Origin of the sequence: Arsenophonus endosymbiont of Bemisia tabaci Q2, assembly GCF_902713415.1 — a bacterium.
Lineage (GTDB): Bacteria > Pseudomonadota > Gammaproteobacteria > Enterobacterales > Enterobacteriaceae > Arsenophonus.
Window position 1 is genome coordinate 1 of the sequence record NZ_CACTIE010000247.1, and the last position, 2,766, is coordinate 2,766.

Sequence of the window (2,766 nt, forward strand, 5' to 3'; positions counted from 1 at the left end):
GCCCATTTATGTTCAATTGGATTAAGATCTGGCGAATAGGTATAGCTAAGCGACTTAATTTTGATGACATTATTTATATGAGCTATTCAATTGATTTTAGACGTAAAGTGATATTTACGTCTAAAATCAATTGAATAGCTCATATAAATAATGTCATCAAAATTAAGTCGCTTAGCTATAATACATAACCTAATTCTGCAAATCTAATTGTTAAAAATGGTGGCCTTTTAGATTATTTTTTGTTTTAAAACCCTCCTAATTTTCTAACCATAGAAAAAGCATTGAATAAAATTGTAGGGTTATTTCTTTTTTTATCTCTTGCAAATATTGTTCTCCTTTTCACTATCATTATTAACTAATTTTTTCTATTAATATCGGAAAAATTATTTTATAACTATTAATTCTAAAGAATTAATATAAATTAAAGATTTTTATTTTTTTCATTCTATTATACTGAGTTAACATAACTAGAATTAATTAGTTATACTCCTAGCAAATTGAAGAGAGCCTTACTATATTTCTTAAAATATCTGTAAAATTTCTCTATTTTTTGTAATCAAGTTCAAAAAGAGATTTTTAAGAAAAAATAAGAAACTATTAAAGAAAAAATGTTATTTTATTTCTAATAACAAGTTCTAATTCGAAATACATGTCAGAACTATCTGTTATTTATACCACTAATGCAGCAATATATTTAATAGAAAAAGAATTAAAAATGATTTCACAGAAATCTGATTGGTATCCTGCGGATATTATTGCAGCGCTAAGAAAACACGGAAAAACATTAGCAGCTATATCAAGACAAGCAGGTTTAAGCTCTTCAACACTAGCTAATGCATTATCTCGGCCCTGGCCAAAAGGAGAATGGATAATTGCGAACTTTTTAAACCTTCATCCTTCTGAAATATAGCCAATCCGTTATTACGATTTTAATACAGGAGAATTATTAGAACGAAATATTCGTCGGCCTACTAATAAAAATAAAGAATAAATTATAAAAAAACCGCAGACTCATATCTGCGGTTTATTATTTAATGAAGTTAATAATATTATTTATTAATAAAATCTTCGCCTAATTTAATATCTTTATTGAGTGTTTCTAACATATTTTTCAATTTATTTTTTTCAAATTTATTAATAATATTAATAGGTAATCTTTCTGCAATCCCATTTTTACCTAAACGTATTGGCTGAGCAAAAAAACGCGCATATTCACCATCACTTTCCACATATGAACACTCGATTACATTTTCTTTACCATTTAAAGCGTCAATTAATGATAAACCAAAACGTGCAGCGGCTTGGCCCATAGAAAGTGTCGCTGATCCGCCACCAGCTTTTGCTTCAACAACTTCAGTGCCGGCATTTTGAATACGCTTGGTTAGCTCCTCAGCTTCCTGCTCGGTAAAGTTAACATTGGCAATTTGAGAGAGTAACGGTAGGATCGTTACGCTAGAATGACCACCAATAACCTTCACTTCGATTTCTTGAGGTTTTTTACCTTTTAATTCAGCAACAAAAGTATTAGAACGAATAATATCTAAGGTTGTTACACCAAATAATCGATTTCTATCATACACGCCGGCCTTTTTTAATACTTCTGCTGCTATCGGAACAGTAGTATTAACCGGATTAGTAATAATACCAATTAACGCCTTAGGACAGCTCTGAGCAACTTTTTCAATCAGATTACGAACGATACCGGCATTGATATTAAACAAATCTGAGCGATCCATACCTGGTTTCCTGGCAACACCTGCCAAAATTAATACTACATCAGCAGCGTCAAGTGCCGGTGTCGGATCTTCACCAGAAAAACCAATTACCTTTACATCTGTTGGAATATGGCTTAAATCTTTAGCAACACCAGGGGTCACAGGAGCAATATCATAAAGAGAAAGCTCTGAGCCTGATGGAAACTGGTTTTTAAGAATAAGAAGAAGTGCAAGTGCTTGGCCGATACCACCTGCTGCTCCAAGAATAGCTAATTTCATGCTGATACTCCTTTATATGATGACACTTCAAAATGGCTTAAAAACTTTCAACCTATTACATACGTTATTCATAACACAGTCTATTAATTACGATTAATTCTTGTTAATAAATAAATCTTGTAAATTTTTTTTCATTTTAAATAAAATTCTTATCGACTTATGCGATACGGGGCACTTTTTTAATATTGCTTAGGTAGCAGCATAATTTAGAGACACGACTGCCATTTTTTACAAATAACATTATTTTTTAAACAATAATTTATCGCTAATTTCCACAAAGTAGGCAAATAACTGACTAATAATTTTTATTATTTTCATAACACCAGGCTAGAATTGCTTGTTGAATAAAAATTCACCTTTATACATAATACCGCTCTACTTAACGTCTTAAAAAAGTTGATTTATGTATGTTTCTTCTAAACAAGAAGATCTCGTGAAAGCTTTTAAAGCTTTGCTCAAGGAAGAAAAATTTAGCTCCCAAAGTGAGATCCTTATAGCACTTCAACAGCAAGGCTTTGAAAATATAAACCAGTCAAAAATTTCTAGAATGCTGACAAAGTTTGGTGCGGTGCGTAACCGTAATGCTAAAATGGAAATGGTTTATTGCCTACCTGCTAAACTGGTTGTTCCCACAACAATTAGCCCGCTAAAAAATTTGGTATTAGATGTTAGCTACAATCAATCAATTGTGTTATTCGTACGAGTCCTGCCGCTGCACAGCTCATTGCTCGTTTATTAGATTCGTTACGAACTTCAGAAGGAATTTTAGGTA

The 2,766-nt window shown here is 31.6% G+C and carries 1 protein-coding gene and 2 pseudogenes; 2 read left to right on the top strand and 1 reads right to left on the bottom strand.

The window, feature by feature from the left end:
- Positions 1–715 precede the first annotated feature (715 nt).
- Positions 716–991: pseudogene (locus ARSQ2_RS10710) on the top strand (helix-turn-helix domain-containing protein).
- A gap of 58 nt (positions 992–1,049) precedes the next feature.
- Here ARSQ2_RS10710 and mdh read toward each other — a convergent pair.
- Positions 1,050–1,994 carry a malate dehydrogenase gene (gene mdh, locus ARSQ2_RS10715; RefSeq protein ID WP_181994524.1) on the bottom strand — a complete coding sequence of 315 codons (945 nt, stop codon included), beginning with the start codon at positions 1,992–1,994 and terminating at the stop codon, positions 1,050–1,052.
- A gap of 403 nt (positions 1,995–2,397) precedes the next feature.
- On the opposite strand from mdh, the pseudogene argR reads away from it, so the two are divergent.
- Positions 2,398–2,766 (top strand): annotated as a pseudogene (gene argR / locus ARSQ2_RS10720) (transcriptional regulator ArgR); the annotation flags it as partial.